The sequence below is a fragment of the Paenibacillus sp. MZ04-78.2 genome (assembly GCF_024213375.1).
Lineage (GTDB): Bacteria > Bacillota > Bacilli > Paenibacillales > NBRC-103111 > Paenibacillus_G.
In genome coordinates, this window is record NZ_JANAVJ010000095.1 from 1 (window position 1) to 3718 (window position 3718).

Below are 3718 nucleotides of genomic sequence, written 5' to 3' on the forward strand. Positions count from 1 at the left end.
GCGTCGTAATCAGTTACGTATATGATCTCATGAATCCCGTCGTTTTTCTAGGTGTGGAGGATTTGACGCTTACGTTTCAAGCTCATCAATTTTCTGCTTTAATTCTTTCCAGCATTCAGGTATCCAATTCTTTACTTCCAATCCCCTAAATGCTCGTAACTCCTCAAACCCTTTTCTCATTACCAGTAGACCAAACCCTGTTTCTATGCAATCCCAACCTTTATATTTCCCTTGATGCCAATAGATCATATCGATTTCTTCTTGTGACATATCGCCATACATCTCTAGGCGTTGTTGTTCCGGTATCATTCAATCCCACTCTTTCTTCTATAAGAAATTGAAATCCGTGTTTTATTTACTCTCAATTAGTTTTAATGAGCCATTTTTAAGAACTTCTATATAGCCTTCAAAATCAATGTCTACTCTGCTATACCCACCAGTAATTACTTCTGTCTCGCAACGCATACATTGTCCAACAGCACTATATTTTTTTGTATACATTTCGCATTTAGGACACCATAGCGATATATCTTGCATGACAAATTCTCCCCTATAATGAATTTCATACTTCTATTTTAAGCTTCCTATTAAAAAATCCAGTCCCATTTTGCTTACAGCCCCCGTTATCCAGCTATGTTTTTGCATTAACTCAGAAAATTTCGAAAGCGATCCTTTTTTAATTTTTTCACTATCTTCAAATAATTCTTTGATCTCAGATATCATTTTCCTCAAATCTTCTTTATCTTCGCCTCCATTCTCTTCAATCAGTCGATCAACTACTTCAAAATTAAAAGTATTTTCAATGGTAGCATTCCCTTGTGTACCAATATTAGAACCATATACATTTGCAATGTGAAATTGCATAGTTGTCGCTCTCTGGGTTTCAATGGCGGATTCTTTTCGGACTTTTATCTGATAGTGCGCTGGAATGTTAAGGGTTCTCTCATTGAATCCCCTATCCAATACCAAATAACTTTCTGACAAACCATTAGACAAATCCCGAAAAATCTTATCCCCTTCCTCGATAGGTAAACTAGCATCATCAATCAAAATCATATCTGGTTGAACACGCGCTTTAATATTGTCAATTTGTTCTCCATCAGCTTTAACTAATTTAACCTTGTCATTCATCAGTTTTCCAAATACCTTCATAATAAGCACCTCTTTCTAATGAATTCAGACTTTTATTCTCCAAGATAATCCAACACCACTAACGGAAAAGTGTATCATATTTCCATGAAGACCTCGAAGGTTACTCAACTTTAACAAGCAGTATCCTTTCCCCAAATCCACCGCGCTTCTCTTTCTTCTCCTGCCTTATTCGTTCAAACTCCTCAATACTGATTCCCTTATGCTCCAATATTGCATAAACAACCTCGACCAAATCAGCCAATTCCGTTATTTTCTCAAGTTCCCCAGCCTCGATAAATTCATCAAGCTCCTCATGAAGCTTAATACTCAACATTTTTATGTATTCCGCGTCATCTAAAACTCTAATTTCAGCTTGTTTCCCTGATGATTCAATAATCTGCGGTATCTTATCTCTTACGAGTTTGTTGTAGATAATCATCCTATATTCTCCTTCCAAGACTAACCTTGGCATGAGATCCAAAACTTTCTGACTAACCCGTTGATAATAGCCATTTCAAGCTCTGAAACATGTTTATTGCTTTGTCCCTGATTCATAAGCATGACGAGTAACTTCGAATTTCTTTCTTCCAATCTCTGTATCGTTGTTTCGCTTGGAATGACATTTGATTTGCTTGAGTTGCAAGTTTGGTGAGAATAGACCAGATTCCATAAATCATCGCTATATAAATACGACCATGGAATTACATGGTCAATAGCGGGAGTCTCATCAATGATTTTATTCCCACAATGAAAACAAATATGGTCTGGATTTTCCGCAGCAATAAGTTGAAAAAATTTAGTCAATGGTTTACGCCTGACTTTATCTTCATCAATAATCTTTACCTTCTTGCATATGCGCGGCGAATGATTGAAATTTTCAAGCATTTGTGACCATCTGTAATTGATCGCGTCAAATACGATTAAACTATTCTCTTTCAGTTCCCTCATATTATCAATAGCTATATATAAGAAATCTGCGTTCCGTTCATAACTGTAAACATCGTCAACCACTTTTCCTTCAACAGTAAGAAAGCGGTAACTTACGTCAGCTTTCAAAGCGGTTTTCACTTGTTTTACCGTTTTTTCATACTGTGTTTCACAAATTAGCTCAATGTTAGACCGAAACCATTTAACCGGTTGAGCGCTTTGCGTTGCTTTCTGGTACTCAGCAATTAACTCCTTCACTAAGGATACGATCTTCGGCGGTTTATTAGGATTGGGACTTTGCTTTAAATCAAAAAAGATCGTTTGCTCAAAGTAGTATCTAATCACCTTCTTAGCAATGTCTTCAAGTCCAATTTTCATTGTGCTTCCAATCGGTTCGTGAAAATCATATTCAACAGCAATTTCGGTGATTGCCTTGGCCCATGCTGCTTTATAACTGTTATCAAACGAACAGTTGCGGATGATATAGAGCCATTTCTCTAGGAATGTCATAAAGCTTCCTCTATAGTCTTGGTTTTCGAATTGTATTTATAGTAAAATTATACCACATTTCTCGTAAGACAGAAGTCGAAAAAAGTAGAAAAAAAGAAGATAGAACCTAAGACATATTGCCGTCTTTGGTTAGTCTACCTTCTGTCATTAATAAATGTATTAAAAACTAAAATAAACCACTCTTGTACAAGTGGCTTCCAAAATGTTACTCTAGAAGAGCGTATGCCTATTTTTTTACATTAGGCATGCTCAACTTTTCATTCCCAAATAAGGAAGTGGTACTCTACTCCATTATTCAAGATAACCAAAGTATATACCGCATTAGTAAATTACGCAATAGTTTTATCACATTTTCCGTATTTTATTTTTAAAATTTGGGACATAAATCGCCCTAAATCCCTTGCCCCATAAGGAATGTTCGTAAACAAATATCAAAATGGACAGATTCATTCCTAACCTAAACAAGCAATTTATTTCGGCGTTTTATCATCTTTCACTTTTAACTTTGGAGGGCAGATCAATTTGATTAAGAAACGGCAGTACTACATTTGGCAATATAGTCTTGATCATATTAAATCGGATGGAACGACATTTTCGTTGGACTACAACTTAGAATCAGCTACCCTCGCAACGGAAACACTCATGTACTACATCTTAAACGAGAAGATTATGAAGCGTAAGTATGAACCCATCATCGAGTATCAGACAAATAAAGATGGCTCACTCGTGAAATCGATAAGCGGAACTCCTATAAAAATCAAGAAGAACGTCCTTCCTATTATAACGATTGAAACTGGTCGAGATCGCTCAGCCAAAACGAACGAAAAGCTATCCAAACTTCTGAATGAAGGTTTTACAGCAAATTATCACGACTCCAAGGGGAATATTGTATCTGTTCAAAAATTTGTGTTTTTGGACAATGTTTTATCAAGCTCTCAAAATAAAGAATGTCGGCAAATTTTCATTTGGGACAAATACGTTGACCAGTTAAAACGCCATATCTCTTTGGGGACAGAACCCACGAAATGTACGGTATCCAAGAACCTTACTCGTAATGCGTTAACTACAACAGATCTATTTAGCCCCTATTTAAACTTGGACAGTACACCCCTTACTCCGATACAATAATATTGAGGCGGAGGGAACGAAA

General features: G+C 36.4%; 6 protein-coding genes. 1 reads left to right on the forward strand and 5 read right to left on the reverse strand.

Features of this window, described 5'->3' with window-relative positions; all coding sequences use genetic code 11:
- Nucleotides 1–69 precede the first annotated feature (69 nt).
- The 5 genes from NLX71_RS26030 to NLX71_RS26050 all read right to left on the reverse strand — a co-directional run bounded on the left by NLX71_RS26030 (nucleotide 70) and on the right by NLX71_RS26050 (nucleotide 2568).
- Complete coding sequence (locus tag NLX71_RS26030; protein ID WP_254366700.1) at nucleotides 70–309, reverse strand: hypothetical protein; 240 nt, start codon at nucleotides 307–309, stop codon at nucleotides 70–72.
- A gap of 42 nt (nucleotides 310–351) precedes the next feature.
- Nucleotides 352–537, reverse strand: coding sequence for a hypothetical protein (locus NLX71_RS26035; protein ID WP_254366702.1), 186 nt, complete (start codon nucleotides 535–537; stop codon nucleotides 352–354).
- A 33-nt stretch (nucleotides 538–570) separates the two neighbouring features.
- Nucleotides 571–1152: a hypothetical protein gene (locus NLX71_RS26040; RefSeq protein ID WP_254366704.1), complete on the reverse strand. Its 582-nt coding sequence runs from the start codon at nucleotides 1150–1152 to the stop codon at nucleotides 571–573.
- Between the two features lie 100 nt (nucleotides 1153–1252).
- Nucleotides 1253–1570 carry a nucleoside triphosphate pyrophosphohydrolase gene (locus NLX71_RS26045; protein WP_254366706.1) on the reverse strand — a complete coding sequence of 106 codons (318 nt, stop codon included), beginning with the start codon at nucleotides 1568–1570 and terminating at the stop codon, nucleotides 1253–1255.
- Between the two features lie 20 nt (nucleotides 1571–1590).
- Nucleotides 1591–2568 carry an HNH endonuclease gene (locus NLX71_RS26050; RefSeq protein WP_254366708.1) on the reverse strand — a complete coding sequence of 326 codons (978 nt, stop codon included), beginning with the start codon at nucleotides 2566–2568 and terminating at the stop codon, nucleotides 1591–1593.
- 522 nt (nucleotides 2569–3090) lie between these two features.
- Between NLX71_RS26050 and NLX71_RS26055 the strand changes: the two genes are divergently transcribed.
- The gene (locus tag NLX71_RS26055; RefSeq protein WP_254366709.1) at nucleotides 3091–3696 is read left to right on the forward strand and encodes a hypothetical protein; all 606 of its coding nucleotides are present in this window, start codon (nucleotides 3091–3093) and stop codon (nucleotides 3694–3696) included.
- Nucleotides 3697–3718: the final 22 nt, after the last annotated feature.